This is a genomic window from Actinomadura logoneensis (genome assembly GCF_003428695.1).
GTDB classification, from domain to species: domain Bacteria; phylum Actinomycetota; class Actinomycetes; order Streptosporangiales; family Streptosporangiaceae; genus Spirillospora; species Spirillospora logoneensis.
Window position 1 is genome coordinate 18896 of the sequence record NZ_QURH01000226.1, and the last position, 21559, is coordinate 40454.

Here is a 21559-nt window from a genome sequence, read left to right on the forward strand (position 1 = left end):
GCGGGGTGCCCGGTGCGGCCCTGGTCGAGAGGGGACCGCACCGGGCGGTTCGTCGGACTAGTACGGGTTGTCGTTGCCGCAGCCGAGCATGACCTCCGCGGAGGCGATCGTGTCCATGTCCGGCATGAACACGACCTCCTCCTCGTCAGTCACGACGGGTGCCGGCGGTTCGAGCTCAACCAGCGCGAGTGACATCGGAACTCCTTTCCTGTTTGTGCTGGCAGTAGGTAGCCAGCGGGGCCTTGGCCTTGCGGTAGAGGGTGACCAGGGGCATGCACGTGGTGCAGCGCCCGGCCAAGGTGCAGCCGGCGCAGCCAGCCTGTCGCTTAAGCAGCCCGTCCGCGATGGCTCCGAGCCGCGCCAACCCCTCGAGCCCTTCGGCGGGCAGTGGAATGCTGGGCTCGCGGCCGATCTTGCAGATGGACGCCTGTCCCATCGGGTCGATGTGGAACGAGGTGTGTCCGGCGTCGCAGCCGGTGAACGGCCTGCGGTCCGTCAGGTACTCCGGGGACTGGCTCGGCAGGCTTTCGGCACCGCCGTAGATCGTCGGGGAGATGGAGGAGTACTCGCGGTAGGCCAGGCCGAACCGGTCGGCCAGGCCGCGCATCGCATCGATCTCGTGGGCGTTGTCCTGGGTGATGATCAGGCTCAGGTCCAGCGGCAGCCCGGCTTCGGTCGCCGCCTCCAGGCCGCGCATGAACTTACGGAAGGCCCCGCGGCGCTGGGTCAGGCCGTCGTAGGAGTCGGCCGTCGCGCCGTACAGGCTCAAGGAGAGCTTGTGCGGACGCCTGGTCGTCAGCAGCTCCATGATCCGCGGGGCCGCCAGGCGCGACCCGTTGGACAGGACCTCAATCATCATTCCGAAGTCCCAGGCCAGCTCGTAGACCGGGGCGAACAGCCGGTCAATCATCGGTTCGCCGCCGGTGAGCTGGCACCACAGCACACCGGCGTCCCGCATGGTGTGCAGGACCGCCTGCCGGTCCTGCCACTCCATGCCCTTGAATTCCTTCAGGCCCAGGTAGCACATCTTGCAGTCGTAGTTGCAGCCCAGGTTCAGTTCGTAGGACGCGCGGCCGAACCCGAACGCTGAGATGGAACGCACCAGCAGCGCCTTGCTGGACGGCCGACCGCGCAGGTCGAGACCCCACGCCCGCCGCGCGGTGTCGGCCAGCCACACCGGGACCGGCTCACCGACCGCCGCCGAACCGCGCAGCTCGGCGTATTTGCGGTGCGGGATCTTCAACCCACCTCCGTGGCCGGGTCGCAGCACGTAGTACTCGTTGAGGAACGGGCTGACGATCAACTCGTGCATCGGGCCTCCCTGAACCTTGGTCGCGTCGTCAGTGGCGACTCGTCCGCTGCGGAACGTTCGGTCACTGGCGGAGAGCTTTGCTCGTCGTCCATCAGCTCACCGAGGTTGTGTCGGCCCGGGCCGTGTCGGCAGCTTCCTGCGGGACGCCGATGATCTGGCGCGCGAGCTCGTTGGCGTCTGGCGAGAAGAGCAGGCCGAAGTTGAAGCCGGCCGACACGGTGGTGTAGTGCTTGCCGCACTCGCCGTAAACGACGCGCCAACCGTGGAGCATCGCTTCCAACCGCGCGACACTCGCTGCTTGCGGTGCCGACTTGTCCTGCTGTTCGCGAGGAGGAACGGCAAACGCGGACTCAGGACGTTGGTGTCCTGTCGTAGGTTGTGGCTGAACGGGAGGCACGCTCATGGGTGAGGGTCCTGACGGGTGAGTAGGCATCCGGTTCTGACGAAGCGCGGTGACCACCCTCGGCGGTGATCAGCTGACCGCCGGCTGACCGGCGAGCCCCTGAACTGTGCCTCTCAGCTGCACGGCTGCCAATCGCGCCTCATCCACGCATTCGCTGAATCCGAGTCCGCTCCACGGAAAGCGCTGCCGTATCCGCGCCTGCTCAACGGAAATCTCGGCGACTCACTCACAGTCCGAGACCGCGGGGGCGCGGTCTCCTACCCTGGAGGTAGGGGAAGCCTGATCCCGTCGGAGGCGACATGGCCCGCGGTGAGCACCGACCTTCCTGCGCCAAGTCCTGGCGGGAACGGGCCCGCGCAGAAAACTGGTCGGCGTGGCAGACCGCTCAAGCGATCCACCGTTGCTGTGGCGTCAGCCTCCTGAAAGCCCACCGGCTCGCCAGAGGCTGGACCGCCACCGTCGCCGTTGACGAACTCCAGGAGCTCTGCCGGCGCGAACACCTCGCCCCAGCCAAGATCAGCATCGACCTGCTCAACTCCTGGGAGAACGGCCGGTCCCGGCCCCAGTCCGAGACCATCGATCGGCTCGCCCGGCTTTACAAGTCCAACGCGATCCGTCTGGGCTTCGCCTTCGACTACGGCGACGGCGACGGCGACGGCGACGGCGACGGCGACGGCGAGGCGGTTTCTCCTCCGCTGCCTCTTCCACTTCCGCCCCGCAGCGAGCTATCTGGTCCCGCCAGACCGGATCTCGCCGCACCTACCGGCACGCCACCATCCGTGTTATCCGTCGACTCAGCCACGGTGTTCTACCAGACGTTGCGAAGCGCCGATCAGCCGGAGGCGAGCCTGTTCGTCGAAGTGGAACGACTCCGTCAAGCGATGGACCGCACGTTGGCCATGGGGACTGCCACCGAAGATCAGATGGACCGGTTGGACGAAAGCGTTCTCCAACTTCGCCGCGACTACCTCGTCACGCCGCCGTTGCCGATGCTCTGCCAGCTCATGCTGGAGTTCACCGATGTTCAAAGCCTCGCTTCACATCGGCAACGCGGCCCGATCCAGCGTCGGCTCTCCCACGTGGCTGCGATCCTGGCAGTCCTGGCCGCCGACGCTCTGATGAAGCTCGGCGACCTGCGCCAGGCCCGGTCCTGGTACGGAACGGCCAGGACCGCCGCTGACGACGCCGGCGATCCCCGCCTGCGCGCCCTGGTGCGCGCGCAGGAGGCGATGCTGCCGTACTACTACGGGGACCTGGTCGACGCCGTCCGGCTGGCTGCCGAAGCCCAGTCGATCGCACGGGCCATCCCCTGTTCACCCGCCGCGCTCGCCGCCGCAGCCGAAGGCCGCGCACGCGCCCGCCTCGGCGACCACAGCAATGCAGCACAAGCGCTGGCAGAAGCCCAACGAACCTTCTCGAAGATCAAAACCTCCGCTTCGGCGAACCTGGCGTTCGACTTCACCGAGGAACGCCTCTACCTGTACCTCAGCGGTGCTCACGCCCACATGCCCGACATCCAGCAGGCCCGAGCCGTCCAAGAACGCGCCCTCACCCTGTGCCGTAGAACCACCGTGCCCAGCATCGACCCCACCCTGGTCATGTTGGATCGGGCCGCGTCTCTGGCAAGGAGCGGTGAGATAGCAGGCGCCTGCGTGCTCACTGAGCACGCGCTGCTGGGCCTTCCGCCCGAACACCGAACCTCCATCGTGTTCGTTCGCGCCCGAGACGTACGCCGCGCCCTCGCCCCAGTTCCTCGGCCGCCCCGGGAATTGCGTAGGTTGGATGAGGTACTTGGTACCGAACTCCCCGCTTCTGATGGGCAAAGCGGAAGGCTCCATGGCTGAATCACTGGCCGGCGTCGCCAGCCTCGCCGACCGCGCTCAACAGATTCTGCACACCGCGTGCCAAACCGTCGGGCTGGACCACCGTGGTGCCGAGCTCCTACGGCTGCGCAGCAACGCCGTCTACAAGCTCAAAGACCCGATCATCGTCCGGATCGCCACCGCACCCACCGCCGCCGAGCGGCTGCCCGCCGTCCTGGCCGTCACGCGCTGGCTCGACCAACACGGCTTCCCCGCCGTCCGACCAGCCGACCACATCGCCGACCAGCCAGTGATGTGCACCGGCGTCGCGGTCACCTTCTGGGACTACGTGCCATGCAGCGACGTCCCCTCCACCACAAGCGAACTCGGCCGCCTCCTGCGCGACCTGCACGCCTACCCCGCCCCACCGATCTCGCTCCGTAGCCTGGACGATCCGTTGGCCAGTCTCCGCGCCAACCTCCGGCAGCATCCCGAGAGCCTCACACCCGGCGAACGCGATTGGCTGAGCCATCGCATCAACGACCTCACCGAGCAATGGAAGCAGCTGCCGTTCGCCGGGCCTCCCGCCCTGGTGCACGGCGACGCGTGGATCGACAACCTGTTCCGCCACCACGACGGCCACGTCGTCCTGGGCGACTGGGACAGCGTCGCCCTCGGACCCCGCGAATGGGACCTGATCCACAGCTACCACGGCCAGGCCCGCTTCGGCCTCAGCCAGCGTGACGTGGACTCCTTCGCCACCGCCTACGGCTACGACCTGCGCACATGGCCCGGCTACGAAGCGCTCCAACGCATCCGCGACCTCTACGCCGTCGGCATCCACATCCGCAACGCCCACGGCGACCCCTTCTCCCGCCAAGAACTCCCGCGCCGGATGCGCTCCCTCATCGAAGGCACCACCGACCGCTGGCACATGAAACCCACCTGACCGCCAAACTGAACCCAGGGCTGGGGTTGCGCTGCGAGACAAATGCCAACATCTCCGCAGGGCCGTTCGAGGAGACCACGGAACTCTCCTCGGGAAAAACACCGGCGAGGGATACCGTCCGCTTGAGCGGTACGCCACCGGCTACCGAGACCCCGACATCAATCGTGCCTTCAGCAAAGAACTCGTCCCCGCGGAACTGACCGCACCGGAACTCGCCCACCAGCGGCTTTGATCGCCCACGGTTGAAGGCCGTCACGTCCAGCCCGAGCCGAACAGCAGCGGCCACGACCTCCCGCCCGACGAACCAGGCCTCCCAAGACCAAGACCCGCATAGCGCCATTGAACACTCCAGCGGGGTCGAAGTGGTCGACCTTCCTTCCGACGCGGCTGCCGACCTGTACGCACTGGAGGCCAAGCATGACGGCCCCACCACCATCGTCATGCTGAACGAGGCGCCACCGTCTACATCCCCGCATACACCGAGCCGCCCTACAAGCTGCAACCAGTGTCCAGCCTCGAAGATTCACTGACCGCATCTCAAAGCATGAACCGCCTCGGAATTGAGATGTTATGTCCGCATCGAAACATTGGCGCCCTTGGCCTCAACGACAACCCCGTTGAATGTCGATCATCCAAATCCGATCAACGCACTGAAGACCCTCACTGCATCACATGAGAGGTAATAGCATACGGACGCGTGGGCGCGCCCTTCAATCGAATAGGCGAGACCTCGGTTCGTCGAGTACGTTCGGGTAAGTGATCAACTGATCGACGGGCCATTTGCGGTGACGCTGCCCCGCCTTCTCGACCGCATGCACGAGCTTGAGCCAACTAGTGTGCATTAATTGGCCCGTGAGTTGGAGTGTTGCAGCCTCAATGGCTACCTCGTTGAGGAGCTTATCGCGGACGGATTCATAGGCGTTTGGCTTCAGCAATTTCGCTAGCACAGGGAGGCGGAGGCCATCTGCCAAAAAGGCGGGGACGAAGCCGACCCAAGCTCGGACGCCTTCGCTTTCAAGCCAGGTGCACTCGTACACGAGGGTGGTTGCTACCGCCAGGGCCTGATCTGCGGTGCAGCGATCAGTCCACAGGCACAAACGCGGAGAGTGCAAGTAGCTGTGGGCAGCAATGCCGCTCAGGAAAGAGCGCCATGCAGTTTCAACTGAACGCAGTGCCGGGGCCGCGGAATTTAGGTGAGCTGCCAGGTTTCTCCGTTCTTCCCATCGCCCGGGGAAGTCGGGACCCATCTCAATCCACCCACGCGCCGCCGCGAGTGCCGAATTACTGCCGGACGGGCAGGTCGTCCACGAGCTAGATCTAAGGTCCTGCAGCCAATAATATGTCAAGGAAGCTTTGGGACCGTCAATCGCCGCCAGGATGGCCCGACGAATTTCCGGCGCGTCGGAAGTAGCAGTGAGGGCGGCATCGATTCCAGCGAGCACTAGATCACGATAGGCTCGACCAGTTCCGACCGGCCCTCGGTACTGCTTGTATTCGTACCCGTCCAACACAATGTGGACTGCTGCCGCGAAGGCCAGTGCCCGCTGGGCCTGGTCATTTTCTCGCGTGAGAATATCCCGGCACCGTTCGGCCGACGCGGTTGCCCGGTCGGTAGCGTCCTGGTTGAGCGATCTCAGTAGCGGATGCACCGCGCAGGGGGTTGATGCGCGCTCACGGCCGAATAGATCAGGGTAGAGGAGTTCGATGACCTTTCCCCACGGAACGTCGAGGAGCTGCGGCTCGCCGAAACTATCTAGGGCCAAGGCTGTAGATTCGGCTGCAATTGCGTAGGCTTGGGCCTTAGCGACGATCTCGGCGTCCGTCAAATAGGCGCCGACCTCGGCACCATCCGTATGGGGATCGCTGATATAGAGGCAGTGTAGGTCGTGGTCTTTACTGAAGACCTCGCCAAGTGTCGTTCCTTGCGGCAAGCCGATCGGCACCGGGATTGGCGTGCTGCGTTGGAGGCTAGGACAGTCCCTCGCCCCGTGGAGCTTCTGGCCCGTTCGAGACTTCCACACGGTGATCTGCCTGCCAGATAGTGGACCAGCAGGGAGGTCAGCGGCACGTCGTACGAGGTGATGGCTCACGGTCGCCAAGTCTACAAAATAACTCGTTCTCGGTGTGCTGTTATCGTGTCTCGCATCCAAGATCATTCGACCGAGCCCCTCCCCCCACCATCTGGAGCCTCATCCTCCCGGTCTGCTGACGCTCACAGAGGTAGGCCATTCACTCAATTCCCCAGGTGTAAGGGTTGAGCAGCCGTGGTGCCGGGAGTCGCCGCGATCGTGTGCGATCACAGCCCGCCCGGAACCCTCGGGTCCGTTGGTTTCGTCAGGACATGCTGTCGGTGGCGTCGTCGATAGTGAACCGCAAGATTCTACTCCCACGATTTCTTTAGCCTTCAGCTAACATGTCCTCGACATCCTGGGATGGCCAACCTAATTAAACGCGCGAGCAATCAGAACCGAAAACCGAAGAGACCGCCGTCAGGTTGGTCGGTGAGGCGTGGTTCCAGCACATAGGGATTGGGATCGAAGCCCTTGGCCTCTGCTTTGCGCAGATCGTCGGTGTTCATGGTGACGATGTACTGCATGGCCTCGTCGGACATGACATCAGCGGCAAGTTGTAGAGCGGCCGAGACCTGGCGTTCGTCGACGCCGTCATAGAGGTGGCTGTCGTGCACCAAAAAATCGGGGCCCCTGCTGTGGCGGTGCGCGATGATCGCTGCAGTCAGGTCGAAGCAGAAGATGACCATGTTGTGGATTCCGCGGCTGCCGTCTGCGTCGATGCGGGTCTCGATGTCCAAGCGCTGCTTACGGGCCTCAAAGGCGAGGTAGGGATTGTGGCTCTGGCCGTAGAGCTGGCGCGCAAAGATGTTGAACAAACGGCTGGCCTCGGACGTGATCTCTGCCCGGTGGTTGAGATCGTCGGCCAGCGCCGATTCCAGTTCCAGTCGTCGGCCTTCGATCTCGCGGCGGCTGGCCTCCAGCGTCTGTGCAGCCTGGAAACGGTTCCGCAATGCTTCCAGAGTCGCCTCCTCGCGGGCCAGGACGGACTGAAGCGAGGTGAGGGCGTCCAGAGCACCCCCCTGGTTCAGGGTCTGCAGGATCGAGGCGAGCCGTTGTCCGAGTTGTTCGCGTTCACGCTCGCGTTCGGCCAGGCGCTGCTCCAGGCGGTCGGTTTCCTCGCGTAGTTGCTTCTCCCGGTTGCGAACGACGGTCTCATGGAAAGCGCGCACCTCGTCGAAGCGCCGCCGGACCTCGCCACTCAGCACGAGATTGAGCTGCTGGAATGCCTGTTCGAGATAGCGATCGTCGGGTTCTGCAGCATCGGTGGTAGCCCGCACCATCTGCTGGAGATTGTGGCGCTCGACCTCGTCCAGGTCGCGCAGTTCACGGATCTGCCGATCCAACGCATCGGCCTCCCTGCGCAGGTCCTCATACCCCGGAACGACTTGGAACTGCTGGATCTGAGCGCGGAGTTCGGTGATCCGCTGCTCGACCGCGGTGATCTCGCCGCGCAGCTCGGCGGACCGTCCGACGATCTTGCCCCACACGGGGTCCTTGGCGGCCTCAACGAGCTTCTTGCGGGTTGCGTCCTGCTGGGACAGCGTTCGGTACTCGGTGACCAGGCCGACGTCTAGGCCGAACAGATGGCTGAGCGAGATCATCGCTTCGTGAGGTGACTGCCCGGAGAAGGAGCTCGTTGGCTGCAGGAAGCCGCCGGCGTCCACGCGTCGGATCGCGAACGACAGCAGGGTACGGCCGCTGACTGGGGAGCCGGGAGAGGCCACCCGATACAGGTCTCGTTCGATGACCCACTGCCAGTCCTTAAGCGTGATCTCGGCCCCGAGCGCGTCATCGAAGAGGCGGTCGGGCTGATCGAGGCCTGGACGGCGCGACACGTCGGGTTGCAGATAGACCTTGGGTGACGCCGGGCGGCGTTCGATCGTGAGAGGCTCGGCCCGCCGGGGCCAGTCCATGACCAGGCGAAACTGATGCCTGGCCAGGGCCTTGTGACTCCATAGCGAGTTCTTACGGGTGGTAGCGCCCAGCAGGTAGTGCAGGAGCTCCACGGCGCTGGATTTGCCGACGCCGTTACGGCTGTCGGTGTCGGATGATCGATCTGTGCGATCGGCGATGAGCAGATTCAGCCCTGGCCGGAAGTGCAGGTCTTTGAACCGCTCGTCATCAGACTGGAGACTACGCAGCATCGGGCCGGGCCCGGAACATCAGAAGTTCGTTACGGGGATCGAGATCTACCAGGCCCATCGCATAAAGCATGTCGAGCGCCAGCGCGAACCACCAGTATGGGACAGGCGCGGCGTGCCTGTTGTCCTCCCGCCAGGTCAGCAGCCGCCGCCATGCCTGAGTGATGGTGACGGGCTGGGCCCCCGTGGCGAGGATGATCTGCGCCCCCACGGCCAGCAGCGCCCGCTGAGGTGCGACTCCTTTGGTGGGAACGATCATGCAAGCGTCCTCGGTTCAGGAACTACGGGCGGTGAGGCCAACGGCATCTTAAAGATGTCGCACTCCCCAAAGAAGTACATCAGCACGACCATCGCATTCAAGGTCTCGGTGATGCCCTTGGCCTCGTTGCCGAGGATGTGCAGCACGAGCTCCTCCAGGATCTGGTCCGAGTGGTCGTGCCGCTCGGCCAGCTCCAGATAGTGCTCACGGAACCCCGCTGCCACGTCATCGCGTTCGGTGGGATCGAAGGCGTTGGTGTAGTAGGTCTCCACACACGGCACGTAAGCCATGGCGGCTGTCATGTAGGTCATCACGTCGGGCGAGAACTCGTTGAACTCCATCTTCCGATGTGAGGGAACCGGAACCGGGGGAAGCCCGAACTGCGGCTTGCGCTCCCGGGCCAGGTGCTCTAGCAGCGGCCGTACGTCGTGGAGCGCTACACCCGTGACGACCTTCCGGGCGGGGAACGGCCCCAGAAGCTCTTCGATCTCCAAGCGGTCAAGCTGCAGGATCTCACGATGGATCCGCCGGAAGCCGAAATTCTCGAACCCCAGGTCGGGGAACGACTTCTGAGCATCGGTCAGTGCGCTCGACACGACCGGGTCGAGGCCCCGGCGGTCGCTGTGTACGAAAGCGAAGGTGTCGAAGGCGTCGGGACGTTGCCGCAACGCGCTCTCCAGATCCTTCTCGATCTTCCTGCGAACCTCCCCCTCATCGATGGTCTGCGGCCCGTAGCAGGCGAACAGCTTACGACCGCTGATCATCAACCCGTCTGCACCGCGATCCCCCAAGCGGCCACGCGTACGGATGTCGAAGAAGCCCGGATCGCGCATGCACATGAGATCGAGGAAGAACTCCTCGAAGGCCTGTCCGTGCAGTGAATCGAGCTTGGTGTCGAGCATCACGCGAACGAACAGGCGCTCCCACAACTCCAACGCGTAGGTCTGCATCCGGGCTGCCCCCAGGCGTTCTCAGGTAGGTGTCGATTGGCGATATTACCGAAATGCCTGGGCCAGACCCTTCGCCGATTCCTGCCTAATCGCGCCTTGTGTACACTTCTGCGTATTTTTGTTCCCGATCTGCCGTTCCATGTCGCCGTGCGCCACGAGCCCTCATCCTGGGCATTCACGGCACTGGCACGCGGCACGAGTCCTATTCCGACCTGTGAGAAGGGAACAGATCGCGAACAGTCCAGGCAGCTCTAGCGCACCAGGTCGGCAAACAGCCCGCGACGGCCTTCGACCACGGACGGTATGCCGACCGCGACCGGGTCGGCGGCGAACTGGACGGAGCAAGCGGCAGTCGGCGATTCCTGCCAGCCAACCCATCACGCGATGCGAATGGCGATCTCAATTGTTGTCGTGACAGGCGTCTCCGGCGGCGAGCCGTTCGGCGTTCTGCCGGGCCTTATGCACACGCAGGACGGGGAAGGTGGAGGTGTCGCCCGAGGCGTCGGGGGTCGTCGGTCTACAGGCCCGTACACGTGGGCCCAGGACACCACAACCAACCGCCGCACCGGCGGTGCTGCTTGGATCGTTAGGGAGGTGCTGTGGCAGCGTCGTCGCCGCTGGGAGATCTTCTCGCCGCCTTAGGGATGTCCGGGGCCCGCTCTGCGCGCCGCCTCAACGCCCTGGACAAGGAGTTCGAACGTGAGGAACGCATCCACGTCAAAAGCCCCCTGCAAATCAGCCGCGGCGAACTCCCCGTTCGCACTGCCGGGCGCTGACGTGCTGCTTCTCAGCCGGGAGCTCGGCCGCACCATCACACCCGCCGATCTCGGCTGGCCGGCGGACCATCTGGAGTACACGACCGCCACCTGCGGCTTGGACACCCCATGGACACGCGAGGGGACCTTGCGGGCCCTGGCGGTCGTCGCGGACGCTGATCGTATGGACCGTCGCAGTTTCGTCACGCTCGTCGGGACCGCCGTCACCGCACCCGCCCACGAATGGCTGATCGCGCATCCGATCACCCGCCTCGCCCAGACGGCCGGCACCGCCATACCCGCCGGTGTCGTCGACCATCTGGACGGCATCACCGACCACCTCCGCCGTATGGACGACCAAGTCGGCGGTGGGCCGATGCTGCGCCTGGTCCACGAACAACTCCGCTACGTCACCACCCTGCTGCGCAACGGCCGCTACGACGACAGCCTGGGCCGCCGCCTGCACGCCGTCGCCGCCGAACTCCTCCGCCTGGCCGGGTTCGCCGCCTTCGACTCCGGACGGCACGGCCTCGCCCAGTGGTACTGGGACGCCGGTCTGCGCGCAGCCCACGCCGCAGGCGACAGCGCGCTGGGCGCCAACATCCTCGGGTTCAAGTCCTGCCAGGCCAAAGACGCAGGCGGCGGCCGTGAAGCCGTCGTCCTGGCCAACAGCGCCCGCCGCGGCTACTCCGGAGCCAGCGGCCGGGTCACCGCGATCCTCGCACTCCGCGCCGCCGAGGCCGCCGCCAACGACCGCACCGCCACCTCCCACCACCGCACCAGCGAGACCCGGCGCGCGATCGATGACGCCTTCAACGCCCTGGACGACCCACCACCCGCCACCGGCCACCCGGCGTGGGCGTACTGGATGGACCCCGCCCAAGCACATGCCCAGGCCGGATACTGCTACCTGCGGATCGGCGAACATGCCAAGGCCCGCAATGAACTCCGCGCAGCCCTTCGGCTCCAAGACGAGGAGTACTCCCGTGAGGGCGCACTCCGGCACGTCCTACTCGCCACCACCTACCTCCAGCAAGCACAACCCGACCTGGAGCACACCCTTGCCCACGCACACCAGGCAGCAGACGCCCTAACCGGCCACGTCGACTCCGCTCGATGCCGCGGCCACCTGGACCGCCTGACGAAAGACCTGCAGCCCTACCGGCGCACAACCAAGGTCCAGGAGCTTCTCGACCGGACCCGGGCAATGTCCAACACGTGATTACCAGGCCGCAGAACGCGTTAAGCCACCTCATCCCACCGTGAACGGCGTACATCGCCGATCCCGGCCGCCATGGTCGCTCGATGGCTGCTCCATGGTTGCGGCAGGGCACGATGACGAACGGCACGGGGCAGCACACAAAACGGGGCAAGAGCGGACAGGGCGATACGCCGCGACACGGCCCGGCCCCCGTCGGAACGGGACGCGTTTACTTTTAATCCGTAGGTTGTGGGTTCGAGTCCCACGCGACCCACCACGCTGACCAGGGCAAACGCGAAAATGCCGCGTTCGCCCAGCGCCATGTTTGGGGTACTTCGTCCCCATGGCTGCTCGATGGCTGCTCGGTGGTCGTCCGGCGGCCCGCATTCCCCCTGGTCACCCCCGGTTCCGGCGGCCCGCCGTGGGCGTCACGGCCCCCTGTTCCCGTCCCGCGATGCCCCCGGGGGGCCGTTGTCGTCGGCCGTGAGTGACGTTGTGGTGGCCGTTTCGGGCCGTCAGGGCCGTGTGATCACGGGCATGCGTCCGCCCCGCCGCCCGGTGGTGTGCGACCGGTCGACGGGGCGGGTGCGTGGGGTGCGCCGGGTCAGATGGTGGTGAGGGCTGCTGCGGCGTCGGCGTTGAGGATGATGGCGGCGGCGTCTTCGGCGGATTTGCGGGCGACCTGGGGTAGCAGCTGGTGTAGGTGTCGGCGGCGAGCGAGGACAGGCGCAAGGCTTCCTGGACGGTCTTCATGTCGTGCCCGGCGGCGAGCAGGAACGATGCAGCGCCGTGGCGGAGGTCGTGGAGGCGGACCGGTGGTAGCCCGGCTTCCATGGACAGGCGTTCGAATTGGTCGGTGACCTCGTTGGGGCGCAGCCGCTGCCCGGTGTGGTCGGTGAACACCAGGCCGGTGTGATGCCAGGCGTCTCGGGCGGCCAGGCGCATGGTGTTCTGCCGGGCCTTGTGGGCGCGCAGGGCCACGACGGTGGAGGCGTCCAGGCTGATGGTGGCCTCCCCGGCGTCGGTTTTGGGTTGCTTCCGAAGTTGTCGGGGCCGATCTGGATGAACTGCCAGCGGATCGTCGCGGTCCCCTCGTCCAAGTCCAGGTCGGTCCAGCGCAGTCCGCACCCTTCGCCGCGCCACAGCCCGAAAGGCGATCACGTAGTCCAGGACGTACCAGGGATGCCGCTCGGCGCGTTCCAGGAAGCATTTGGTCAGTGCGGGAGTCCAGACCATGACCTTGGAGGGGCGGGGCGCGCCGACGTAGGCGTCCACTCGGTTGATCTTGTTGCCGACGCCCTTGACGGTGCCGCGCTGGCGCGCGCGACGTTCATTCACCTCGCTGGTGTAGGTGTCGAGGTCCCAGCGCCATTGGGTGATGCGCTCAGGAGCCCAGCCTCGGCCAGGCTTCCTCGCCGCCATGCCGCGGAGCTGCAAGTAGCCAGCTTCGCGGAGCGGTGTCGACCGGATCTCGGCTATCCGCCTAGTGCTGTGGACCGGGAAGGTTCACCGTGGTCGAAAAGCGGCTCGTGGAACGAACACAGGCGAACCGGCTGCTATTACTGGGGCATGCCGGAAGAGACCGCACGCTCCGCGATCGACACGTTCATCTCCGCGTTCAACGCCTCGGACGACAGCCAGGTGCCTGCCCTGCTGTCCCAGGCCCTGACCTCAGACGTGATCTTCTGGGGGCCGCTGGGACGCAGCGAAGGAATCGGGGCGGTCGAGCGGTTCGTGCTGGACCTCCGACGCCACCCGGCGGGGACCGGCACGATGGTGCGCTGCTCAGAGGTGGACATGCCCGACGAATGGGCCCGGTACCAGTGGGTCTTCACCACGCCGAACGGGGGCCCGCGCCTGGCGGGAACGGATGTCGTCCATCTGCGACGAAGCCTCATCGACCAGGTCATCGTCTTTGCAGGGGAGATCAAGCCGCTCACCTCCTGAGTCATCCCTATGCCGCTGGCTTCCTCCTGAACCAGCCCCGGCGGCGTTCGGCTACTGGTCTGGCAGGCCGCGGTGGTGAAGGGGCGTCCGCACCAGCGAATGCCCTTTTCGCTGCCAGCGCGGGCGCGTTCCTTGTGTTGGGCGGGGAGTACGTCGGGGTGGTGGGCGTTGGTGTTGCGCCAGCGCAGGAGGCGGTGCAGTGACTGGGTTTGCGCAGGGTGGTTGCGGTGGACACGGACAGGCTCGACTGGCTGCGTCCGTGAGAATCAGCGACGGTGACGGGGATGGAGTAGGTCAGGCGCCCAGGTGATCAGGCGGACGGCTGTCGTCGGAGGCGTCGACCTGCAAGTATCGATAGCCGTGCTCGGCGGCAAAGCGCGCTCGAACGGCCACGAGGGACCGGTAGATACCCCGGCCCCGCCACTCCTCCAGCGTCGACCCGCCCCATAGGGACGCGAAGACCCCGTCCTCGCCGAGCGCCACCCAGCCTGCGGCGACGACCTGGCCGGCGGCTTCGGCCGTGAAGATCGCCAGGCGGTCGGGAGCGGCGGCCAGGCTGCCGACCAGGTGGTCGCCGATGAAGCCGCAGTCGCGTTCCCACACCTGCGACTCCATCGCCACGATCGCGGGGATCGCCTCGCGGCCGACCCGGCGAATCACCACGCCCTCGGGGGCTGGTGGTGTGGTCGGCGTGTCGGCGATACCGCTGATGACGACCGTCTCGGTGGGGTCGGCGACGAAGCCCGCGGCTCGCAGCCGGTCGGGCAGGTCATGGGGAAGGTCGTGGCCACGGGCCTTCCACTCCACGGCCTCACCGCGGCCGCCGAAAAAGGCGACCTGCGCGGCGATGAGAGCGTCGACGTCATGGCCGGACAGGTCGCGCGGGCCGGTGACGAAGCCGCGATGCTCCCCGACGATCCGCAGCAGCGGACCGTCCTGCTCGATCCATGCGCCCAGTGCTGGGGTGCCTGTTCCGCGCAGATGCTGGTCATAGGCGGCCAGAAGATCCTCACTCATCCGGCCGAGCGTAACGATGCGCCTTCCTGGTGGCGACGGCTTTCTGCGCCCTTGATCCACCCACGATTTGAAGGCGTCCTGGCCGACAGCATGGCCTCGAGTGCGTGGCCCAGTCCCGCGCGGTCGGCATCAGAACCGGCGACCAGCAGTCCTGCTCCCGCAGCCGCCGGCACACCTCGCGCTCTTCCAGCGCAGAACCGCTGGAGTGACAACGACGTGGACGGATTCGCCGCGTGGCGGATAGTCCACAACCCAAGCAATATTACGCTAAGTGGCTGAATGTCACTGTATGTTATGGGTATTGAGGAGTCGTTTCCTCCCGGTGCAGTCGATACGTGCGCGTCTGGGGGGCGAGTTCGGTGGTTTTGCGAATGGTGGGGCGGCGCGGCCGCAGGGTGATGATTGCTCTGGTGCTGGTGTCGGCAGCGGGGTGCGGTGTGGTCGGGGAGGCTGGGCGGCTGCCGGGGCGGCACGAGACCCACGGGGAGAAGGCCGCCGCGGGTGGGGCGTCGGCGGTCGTGTCGTTACGCCGGGCGGTGCTGCTGGGGCGATCGGACCAGGGCCGTCCGATCTCGGCTGTGGAACTGGGGAATCCGCGTGCGGCGCGGCGGGTGCTCGTCGTCGGCTGCGTGCATGGCGACGAGCCGGCAGGGGTGCCGGTGGCGGAGGAATTGGCCGACGGCCCAAGCCCGGCGGATGCGGATCTGTGGGTCGTCCCCTCGCTGAATCCGGACGGGCTGGCGGCCGGGACGCGCGGCAACGCCCACGGAGTCGATCTGAACCGCAACTTCCCTGGCGGCTGGCGGTGGATCGACGAGCCCGGCTCGATCCACTATTCAGGCGCCGGTCCCTTGTCAGAGCCCGAGTCGGTGTCGGCCACGCGCCTGATACGGCGCGTCCGGCCAACTGTGGCAATCTGGTTCCACCAGCACATGGCCGTGGTCGATGTCTCGGAGGGACCGAAGCGGGTCGAGCAGGCGTTCGCCGGTGATGTCGGGCTTCCATCGCGTGCGCTGACCGACTACCCGGGGAGCGTGACCGGCTGGGAGAACACCGTCGTCCGTGACAGCGCGTTCGTGGTCGAGCTTCCCCGCGGGGCGACTTGCCGCACGTGAGGTTCGCCGGTACGTCGCCGCCGTCCGCCGGGTCACCGGGCCTTGATCTGACTACGTCGGCGCCTGCCGAACGGGCGGGCCTGCGGGTCAGAGATAGCCTGCTCAGCGGAAGACGCCGGTGTGGCCGAGGGAGTAGCGGCCGGGCTGGGGGAACACGGCCAGGCCGTGCGGGCCGTCGCCGACCTTGATTCGGCGGATCAGCCGTCCGTTGGATGTGGAGATCGCGTACACATCGGAGTTGTAGCGGCCCGACAACCACAGCACCTTGCCGTCCGCCGAGACCCCGCCCATGTCGGGTGACCCGCCGTCGGGCAGTCTCCATTCCCGCACGCCCCGTCCCGTCTTGAAGGAAATGAGCGAGATGGTGCCCTCGCCACGGTTGGTCACGTACAGGGTCTTCGAGTCGCGGCTCACGTACAGGCCATGAGCACCCGTCCCCGTGGGGATGAAGCCGGTCTTGCGGAAGGTCGCCGCGTCGATCTTCCAGACGCCGTTGGAGGACATGTCGGCGATGTAGAAGGTCCTGCCGTCCGGGGAGATCTTCACGTCCTGCGGCATCGCGCCGTCCGCCAGCTTGACGACCCCCGTGACCTTCTGCCGAACGGTGTCCAGGCGCAGCACGTCACCGGAGAACTCGCACGCGGTGAGGAAGAAGTTCCCGGACGCTGAGAAGTCGGCATGGTTGGGACCGGTGCACGGCACGTCGACGCGCTTGTGCACCTTCATCGTGTGGGCGTCCCGGAAGTCGATGCGCTGGAGCCGCTCCGCCATGATGACCGCGTACCGGCCGTCCGGAGTGAAGTACATGTTGTAGGGGTCGTCGACCGGCACCGCCTTACCGGGCTTCGCGGTGCGCGGGTCGATCGGGACGAGGTCGTTGGAGTCGTTGTCGTTGACCCATAGCGTCCTCAGATCCCAGGACGGGACGACGTGCTGCGGCTTGAGGCCGACCTTGAAGCGTCCGACCCGCTTGAACGTCTTCTGGTCCAGCACGATCACATCGCCGCTCTCGGAGTCGGGCACGTACACCCGGTCCGGAAGGTCGCGCACCGCCGGGCTGAGCATCCCCGGCCGGTCATGCTCGTACAGGTCCAACGGGGATTTCACCGCCTTGGCCGCGGCCTCATCGGGCATTGGGAGGCGGGCGCGTCCGGCGGAGCTCCCGGAAGAGCACGCCGCCGCGAGCATTCCTGCGGCGGCCGCGATCATCCACCGGTGGTTCATGCGCTCACCAGCTCGGAAGCGGTGACGGCCCGCAGTCCGCGGCTGCGAAGGCCGTCCAGGAGGGCGGGTAGCGCCTCGACCGTCCCGGAATGCCCGAGGTGCATGCTCACCACCGAGCCTCCCCGCACCTCGTGCAGGACCTTGCGGACGATGGCCGACGCACCGGGATCGGTGAAGTCCAACGAATCCACGTCGTAGGACAGGCAGCCGCGATAGCCCAGCGCCGCCGCCTGGGCACGGACCCGTCGCGACGCATGCCGTGCTCGCGACGGACGGAACCAGGCCCCCGCCGTTCCGGTGAGCTTCTTCAGCCGCTCGGCGCACTGGGCGATCTCGGCGTGGGAGTCGGCCTCGGACATCGCGTCGACGTCGCGGTGATTCTGTGTGTGGTTGCCGAGTTCATGGCCATCGTCCAGGAACGCCCGTGCCGTGCTCGGCTCTTCGTCCAGCCATCGCCCGACCGCCATGACGGTGACGCGCGCGCCCACCACGTTCACCTCCCGCAGAAGACGGCGAGCAAGCGCCGGGTCGCCGGACCCGTGGAACGTCAAAGCCACGGCGCGTTCCGTCCGCGCTCCGTGCACGATCTCTTCCGACCGTGACCGGACGGGACGCGCGGCTCCGGCGGCAGCCTCCGCACCGGGGCCAGGGGTCCTCCCGCTGGAGATATGCCTGGAGCTTCCACCACATGCGGCACAGAAGCCCACACCCGCGAGCCCGAGCACACCGATCAACACAGAACGTCTCTGAACTATCACAATCGGTAGCGTATGTTCGACCGAATCGCGCCAAGGTCAACTGTCTCGGCAAGACCCGGAAAGACTTGGCGAAACCTCCCCTCTCGCTGCCCCGCGGAGCCCGGGGGGGGCCGCACTGAAGTGACCGACAGGCGCCCCCGCCCCGTTCTGTCCGCTCTGCTCCGCTTTACGTACCGTTTCGTGCTGTCCCCCACCGCGCCCTGCCGCAGCTACGGAGCAACTACCGAGCGACGATGACAGTCCGGCAATGCGCCCCGTTCATAGATGGGGGTTCCTGTGGGTCAGGGGCAAGCCCGTTACCCCAACCTCAATCCCTTACCTGCGGCCGTTCTGCCGCTCCTCGCGACGTGATCCGGCGTCATGGCGGGCCGACACGACGGCCAGGGCCGGGAGTTACCTGCCTCTCCCAGAGACTTCGGGACGGACGGCCATCGCGAGTGCCCCGGGGGCGCCTGGCGGCGACAGCCTACTTCCACGACCAGACGGGCATGGTGATCCAGGTCGACCACGTCGAAGGCGTCGTCATCAACTTCTAAATCGACCAGGCCGAGACGGTCACCACCTGGCCGAAGTAGAGGAACGGCCGCCTCCTGCGGGAAGGCCTTTCCCCTACTTCGGCTTTGGGTAGATCAGCGCGGACGAGCCTGGCCAGGCTCGTCCGCGCCGGCCTGCCCCTCGGTGGCCTGACGATGGAGTTCGGCGAGACCTTGCTCGACGTCGACCGTCGTCTCCAGGGACTTCAGCAGCGAGGCCGAGGCTCGCTGGAGCATCTGGTCGAGTGTGAAATCGGCGTTGCTTTCCATCTCATTCCTCCTCCCGGGACGTGCTGCTGTTACGGGCGAGCTGCTTCTTCAGGGCTGCACGGGCGTGCCGCAGGTGCGACCGAACGGTCGCGGGCTTCTGGTTGGTGGCCTTGGCGATCTGGCTGGGGGTGTAGCCGTCGAGGGTCCAGGCCATGACTTCCCGCTGTTCGAGCGGGAGAGTGTGGAGCATCTGCATGACACTCTCGACCTCGGCGGCGAAGCTGATGAACGGTGCGCGGAGCTGCTCGGGGATCCAGGCGCGCTTGGCGGCCTCCTGGTCCCGCTTGGACTTGCTGAGGCGGCGCATGAAGATGGTCTTGGCCGTGGCGCGGGTGTAGGCCCAGGGGTCTTCCACATCCCGCCACTTACGCAGGACCGCGAGCATGGCCTCCTGGGCGATTTCCTGGGCGTCCTCGATGGAGGCCCCAAGATGCAGGAGGAAGCGGACCAGCCCCGTCAGATCGCTGCGGTAGTAGTCGTCGAACGCGTCGGTCCGCCCGAGCATGAGGAACTCGTTGGCCTGGTTGGACATGAGGGCATTCCTTTCTGTTTGGCCCAGCACGTGGGCCGGCGTAGGAGACCGTCCATAGGCGCATCGAGTCCTTTCGAGGTGTGGGCCGAACCGGCCCGAGGTGATCACGCGATCACACGGTTCCTTGGATAGGACGCCTCGCCCATGTCAGGCGCTCTGGGCCCCGGACGGGTTCCGGGGCCCCAACGCCTGACTGAGCGAGGGGTCCGCAGTGTTAGTGCAGTGGAATAGGCAAGCGTGCAGTCCGAGACCAAGATTTTTTCGGAGCTGTCCATTGGTAGGGCCCTATCTGCGATGATGGGCGAGGATGACGAACCCGAACGCGGCTATGGTGGCGATCGACGTGATGGTGATGGAGCCGGAGGTCGCGTAGGCGGCGGGGATCCCAACCAGGGCGGTGTTCGCGACGGCCATCAGCCGGGACGCCCCCGCGTCGCTGTCCCGCTGCGGCTTCTGATCGTGGGGGATGGGGGTCTGCTCGGGCACGCCTTGCTCCTCGGGTCGATGACGTGACAAGGAAGTGCGTGGCGAGGGCGAGAGCGTGCAATCCCCTGCCCGAGCGAGGGCGTTTGCTCGTCGTTCGCTCCGCCGCCGAGCAGGAGTGAGTCAGGTCGTCGGACTGTTCGTCCTGCGGCTTCTGGGGTCGCCGGTCCGGACGGTCGACTAACTCGGCTTACTTCTGCTGGCCATCTGCGGAGTGCGACCGCGCCACCCCCGATGACTCCGACCAGGGTCATTGAGAGTTGCTGTCGGCGGCGTGTTGCGCTGACGTCGGGGGCTGCGACGGGCATGGGCCGGCTCCGGGAGCCGCAGAGACTACTCGTTAGCGCGCCAGCACCTGGCTGCCGGCTTCGGTGGACGCGCGGCCACGTTAAGGCCGCGCTTGGCGTCACACCGGAACATGACCGTCGCGGTCAGTCGGGTGGCGTGCATGCGCAGCACGGCGTCCACAACGAATGCCTTCGAGACGATCACCTCGTCGTTGAAGCCTGGATAGGACGCAGGGACTTGCGCGAGCACGGCATCACCGGCCTGGCCGTGGCAGTTCCCGTGAGGTGGCCGTTTCATGTCGCGCAGCGCTCTCCATGGGGCCCAGCTCATTCGGCCAGCGACGTAACAAGGGCAGGTTCGCATACCGAGATTCTGGAATGACCGCCATCGTGGAAACCACGTAGAGGTGGGACGGGAGCGCCTCCGTGGAAATACGGAAATCCCTCCTCAGGGCAAGCGGATGTCTCGTCCGGCATCGGCTCCGTAGTCGGGGAAGAGGCTGGCACCGGCTCAGTGGCGAGTATCTGGAATCCCAGCTCAGGCGACACTTCGCGTCCCAGGTGGGCACCTCGAACGTATTTACCCCGAGGTTTACCCGGAGTGTCGTCTGAGCTGTCTGGATTGGCGTCTATTTCCTTGACGCGCCAAACGACCCCTGGCAGGCTCCGCCGTCAACGCCTGATCATCCCTCGCATCAAGGAGATGCGGACAGAAAGGAAATGATCTTGTCTCGACGAATCGCGGTCCTCGCCGCCGCCCTCGCGGCGACCGCCGCTCTTCCCACGGCCAGTGCTTTCGCCACCGAGGCCTGGGTCTACGACAAGAGCCGAGTGCTGGCCCACGGCTGGGCGCCCGCCGGAGGCAGCGCCGGCCGTGCGGCCGTCAAGGACCACTGGCGGTACGACAAGGTGAAGAACGAGTACAACCGGGTGAGCAACGGAAGTCACAAGTTCACGCTCTGGAACAAGCTCGGCGCCGGCCGCACGACGTACACGAAGAACGGCGCCCGGGTGACGAAGATCCACGTCTGCGAGGAGCACAACTGGGCGCCGGACTGGTGCTCGAAGTGGGTTCCCGTGAAGTAGGCCGACCCCGATTCGAATACACGATTCCCCCCCCCCGCAGGACAGGAGTTCACATGTCTCGACGTCTGACGGTCATCGCCGGGGTTCTCGCGGCCAGCGCCGCACTGCCGACGGCGCACGCCTTCGCCACTACCGAGGTCTGGGTCAGCCGCAGCGGCCACACGTTGGCCCACGGCTGGGCCCCCGCGGGCGGGGACCGTGGCAGGACGGCCGTGATGGACCACCGGAAGGGCAACTGGGTCAAGAACGAGTACAACCGCTTCACCACCGGGAACCACAAGTACACCCTCTGGAACAAGCTCGGTCCGGGGCGGAGCACGTACACCAAGAGCGGTTCCCATGTGACGAAGATCCACATCTGTGAGGACCGCGACTGGGCGCCGGACACCTGCTCGAAGTGGACGCCCGTGAGGTGACTCCCCATCAGGGGCCGGCCGTGCACGCCGGCCCCTGATGTCGTCAG

At 66.1% G+C, this 21559-nt stretch carries 20 protein-coding genes; 7 read left to right on the plus strand and 13 right to left on the minus strand.

The window, feature by feature from the left end:
- Positions 1–175: 175 nt before the first annotated feature.
- Together DZF91_RS13010 and DZF91_RS13015 are read right to left on the minus strand one after the other, a co-directional pair.
- The gene (locus DZF91_RS13010) at positions 176–1312 is read right to left on the minus strand and encodes a radical SAM protein (RefSeq protein WP_117357735.1); all 1137 of its coding nucleotides are present in this window, start codon (positions 1310–1312) and stop codon (positions 176–178) included.
- 91 nt (positions 1313–1403) lie between these two features.
- A complete protein-coding gene (locus tag DZF91_RS13015) occupies positions 1404–1592 on the minus strand; it encodes a hypothetical protein (protein ID WP_147341129.1) in 189 nt (62 codons plus the stop codon).
- A 422-nt stretch (positions 1593–2014) separates the two neighbouring features.
- Here DZF91_RS13015 and DZF91_RS13025 point away from each other — a divergent pair, with 422 nt between their 5' ends.
- On the plus strand, positions 2015–3559 hold the full coding sequence (locus tag DZF91_RS13025) for a helix-turn-helix domain-containing protein (RefSeq protein ID WP_158587932.1): 1545 nt from the start codon (positions 2015–2017) through the stop codon (positions 3557–3559).
- The gene (locus DZF91_RS13030) at positions 3552–4466 is read left to right on the plus strand and encodes an aminoglycoside phosphotransferase family protein (protein ID WP_117357739.1); all 915 of its coding nucleotides are present in this window, start codon (positions 3552–3554) and stop codon (positions 4464–4466) included. The genes DZF91_RS13025 and DZF91_RS13030 overlap by 8 nt, the downstream gene beginning before the upstream one ends.
- A 710-nt stretch (positions 4467–5176) precedes the next feature.
- On the opposite strand, the gene DZF91_RS38905 is transcribed toward DZF91_RS13030, so the two are convergent.
- The 4 genes from DZF91_RS38905 to DZF91_RS13045 all read right to left on the minus strand — a co-directional run bounded on the left by DZF91_RS38905 (position 5177) and on the right by DZF91_RS13045 (position 9888).
- Positions 5177–6409 (minus strand): hypothetical protein, encoded by a 1233-nt coding sequence (locus tag DZF91_RS38905; RefSeq protein ID WP_147341131.1) that lies wholly within the window; start codon positions 6407–6409, stop codon positions 5177–5179.
- A gap of 518 nt (positions 6410–6927) precedes the next feature.
- On the minus strand, positions 6928–8682 hold the full coding sequence (locus DZF91_RS13035) for an ABC-three component system protein (protein ID WP_117357740.1): 1755 nt from the start codon (positions 8680–8682) through the stop codon (positions 6928–6930).
- Complete coding sequence (locus tag DZF91_RS13040) at positions 8672–8938, minus strand: ABC-three component system middle component 6 (RefSeq protein WP_117357741.1); 267 nt, start codon at positions 8936–8938, stop codon at positions 8672–8674. The genes DZF91_RS13035 and DZF91_RS13040 overlap by 11 nt, the downstream gene beginning before the upstream one ends.
- Positions 8935–9888: an ABC-three component system protein gene (locus tag DZF91_RS13045; protein WP_235834250.1), complete on the minus strand. Its 954-nt coding sequence runs from the start codon at positions 9886–9888 to the stop codon at positions 8935–8937. The genes DZF91_RS13040 and DZF91_RS13045 overlap by 4 nt, the downstream gene beginning before the upstream one ends.
- 939 nt (positions 9889–10827) lie before the next feature.
- Here DZF91_RS13045 and DZF91_RS13050 point away from each other — a divergent pair.
- Entirely contained in the window at positions 10828–11865 is a 1038-nt protein-coding gene (locus DZF91_RS13050; RefSeq protein WP_199486601.1) for a hypothetical protein, read from the plus strand.
- 375 nt (positions 11866–12240) lie between these two features.
- On the opposite strand, the gene DZF91_RS13055 is transcribed toward DZF91_RS13050, so the two are convergent.
- Positions 12241–13266 (minus strand): tyrosine-type recombinase/integrase, encoded by a 1026-nt coding sequence (locus DZF91_RS13055; RefSeq protein WP_147341132.1) that lies wholly within the window; start codon positions 13264–13266, stop codon positions 12241–12243.
- Between the two features lie 147 nt (positions 13267–13413).
- Between DZF91_RS13055 and DZF91_RS13060 the strand changes: the two genes are divergently transcribed.
- Positions 13414–13791, plus strand: a complete 378-nt coding sequence (locus DZF91_RS13060; RefSeq protein WP_117357743.1) for a nuclear transport factor 2 family protein — start codon at positions 13414–13416, stop codon at positions 13789–13791.
- A gap of 294 nt (positions 13792–14085) precedes the next feature.
- Here DZF91_RS13060 and DZF91_RS13070 read toward each other — a convergent pair whose 3' ends face one another.
- Complete coding sequence (locus tag DZF91_RS13070) at positions 14086–14808, minus strand: GNAT family N-acetyltransferase (protein WP_117357744.1); 723 nt, start codon at positions 14806–14808, stop codon at positions 14086–14088.
- 398 nt (positions 14809–15206) lie between these two features.
- On the opposite strand from DZF91_RS13070, the gene DZF91_RS13075 reads away from it, so the two are divergent.
- Positions 15207–15923 (plus strand): DUF2817 domain-containing protein, encoded by a 717-nt coding sequence (locus DZF91_RS13075; protein ID WP_158587933.1) that lies wholly within the window; start codon positions 15207–15209, stop codon positions 15921–15923.
- A gap of 102 nt (positions 15924–16025) precedes the next feature.
- On the opposite strand, the gene DZF91_RS13080 is transcribed toward DZF91_RS13075, so the two are convergent.
- The 5 genes from DZF91_RS13080 to DZF91_RS13095 form a co-directional block, all read right to left on the minus strand.
- Positions 16026–17030 (minus strand): YncE family protein, encoded by a 1005-nt coding sequence (locus DZF91_RS13080; RefSeq protein ID WP_235834251.1) that lies wholly within the window; start codon positions 17028–17030, stop codon positions 16026–16028.
- A gap of 113 nt (positions 17031–17143) precedes the next feature.
- A complete protein-coding gene (locus DZF91_RS13085) occupies positions 17144–17905 on the minus strand; it encodes a polysaccharide deacetylase family protein (protein ID WP_328589161.1) in 762 nt (253 codons plus the stop codon).
- 629 nt (positions 17906–18534) lie between these two features.
- Positions 18535–18708 (minus strand): hypothetical protein, encoded by a 174-nt coding sequence (locus DZF91_RS39750; RefSeq protein WP_158587934.1) that lies wholly within the window; start codon positions 18706–18708, stop codon positions 18535–18537.
- A 1-nt stretch (position 18709) separates the two neighbouring features.
- Positions 18710–19240, minus strand: a complete 531-nt coding sequence (locus tag DZF91_RS13090; protein ID WP_117357747.1) for an RNA polymerase sigma factor — start codon at positions 19238–19240, stop codon at positions 18710–18712.
- Positions 19241–19525: 285 nt separating this feature from the next.
- Positions 19526–19726: a hypothetical protein gene (locus tag DZF91_RS13095; RefSeq protein WP_117357748.1), complete on the minus strand. Its 201-nt coding sequence runs from the start codon at positions 19724–19726 to the stop codon at positions 19526–19528.
- Positions 19727–20736: 1010 nt separating this feature from the next.
- Between DZF91_RS13095 and DZF91_RS13100 the strand changes: the two genes are divergently transcribed.
- The gene (locus tag DZF91_RS13100; protein WP_147341134.1) at positions 20737–21096 is read left to right on the plus strand and encodes a hypothetical protein; all 360 of its coding nucleotides are present in this window, start codon (positions 20737–20739) and stop codon (positions 21094–21096) included.
- Positions 21097–21149: 53 nt separating this feature from the next.
- A complete protein-coding gene (locus DZF91_RS38910; RefSeq protein WP_147341135.1) occupies positions 21150–21512 on the plus strand; it encodes a hypothetical protein in 363 nt (120 codons plus the stop codon).
- The last annotated feature ends 47 nt before the right edge of the window (positions 21513–21559 follow it).